This is a genomic window from Microbacterium murale (assembly GCF_014635185.1).
GTDB lineage: Bacteria > Actinomycetota > Actinomycetes > Actinomycetales > Microbacteriaceae > Microbacterium > Microbacterium murale.
In genome coordinates this window covers 1-1,516 of the sequence record NZ_BMCM01000015.1, presented here as the reverse complement: position 1 = coordinate 1,516, position 1,516 = coordinate 1, and the positions used below count along the sequence as shown (strand labels likewise).

Annotated in this window: 1 rRNA gene; it reads left to right on the top strand. The window is 56.3% G+C overall.

Features of this window, described 5'->3' with window-relative positions:
• Positions 1-1,486: ribosomal RNA gene (locus IEV67_RS18865) — 16S ribosomal RNA — on the top strand; the annotation flags it as partial.
• Positions 1,487-1,516: the final 30 nt, after the last annotated feature.

Sequence of the window (1,516 nt, the reverse complement as noted above, 5' to 3'; positions counted from 1 at the left end):
GCGGCGTGCTTAACACATGCAAGTCGAACGGTGAAGCCCCGCTTGCGGGGTGGATCAGTGGCGAACGGGTGAGTAACACGTGAGCAACCTGCCCCTGACTCTGGGATAAGCGCTGGAAACGGCGTCTAATACTGGATACGAACCACGAAGGCATCTTCAGTGGTTGGAAAGATTTATTGGTTGGGGATGGGCTCGCGGCCTATCAGCTTGTTGGTGAGGTAATGGCTCACCAAGGCGTCGACGGGTAGCCGGCCTGAGAGGGTGACCGGCCACACTGGGACTGAGACACGGCCCAGACTCCTACGGGAGGCAGCAGTGGGGAATATTGCACAATGGGCGCAAGCCTGATGCAGCAACGCCGCGTGAGGGATGACGGCCTTCGGGTTGTAAACCTCTTTTAGCAGGGAAGAAGCGAAAGTGACGGTACCTGCAGAAAAAGCACCGGCTAACTACGTGCCAGCAGCCGCGGTAATACGTAGGGTGCAAGCGTTATCCGGAATTATTGGGCGTAAAGAGCTCGTAGGCGGTTTGTCGCGTCTGCTGTGAAATCTGGGGGCTCAACCCCCAGCCTGCAGTGGGTACGGGCAGACTAGAGTGCGGTAGGGGAGATTGGAATTCCTGGTGTAGCGGTGGAATGCGCAGATATCAGGAGGAACACCGATGGCGAAGGCAGATCTCTGGGCCGTAACTGACGCTGAGGAGCGAAAGGGTGGGGAGCAAACAGGCTTAGATACCCTGGTAGTCCACCCCGTAAACGTTGGGAACTAGTTGTGGGGTCCATTCCACGGATTCCGTGACGCAGCTAACGCATTAAGTTCCCCGCCTGGGGAGTACGGCCGCAAGGCTAAAACTCAAAGGAATTGACGGGGACCCGCACAAGCGGCGGAGCATGCGGATTAATTCGATGCAACGCGAAGAACCTTACCAAGGCTTGACATATACGAGAACGGGCCAGAAATGGTCAACTCTTTGGACACTCGTAAACAGGTGGTGCATGGTTGTCGTCAGCTCGTGTCGTGAGATGTTGGGTTAAGTCCCGCAACGAGCGCAACCCTCGTTCTATGTTGCCAGCACGTAATGGTGGGAACTCATGGGATACTGCCGGGGTCAACTCGGAGGAAGGTGGGGATGACGTCAAATCATCATGCCCCTTATGTCTTGGGCTTCACGCATGCTACAATGGCCGGTACAATGGGCTGCAATACCGTGAGGTGGAGCGAATCCCAAAAAGCCGGTCCCAGTTCGGATTGAGGTCTGCAACTCGACCTCATGAAGTCGGAGTCGCTAGTAATCGCAGATCAGCAACGCTGCGGTGAATACGTTCCCGGGTCTTGTACACACCGCCCGTCAAGTCATGAAAGTCGGTAACACCTGAAGCCGGTGGCCTAACCCCTCGGGGAGGGAGCTGTCGAAGGTGGGATCGGTAATTAGGACTAAGTCGTAACAAGGTAGCCGTACCGGAAGGTGCGGCTGGATCACCTCCTTTCTAAGGAGCAACTGCACCCCTCGGGGTGAC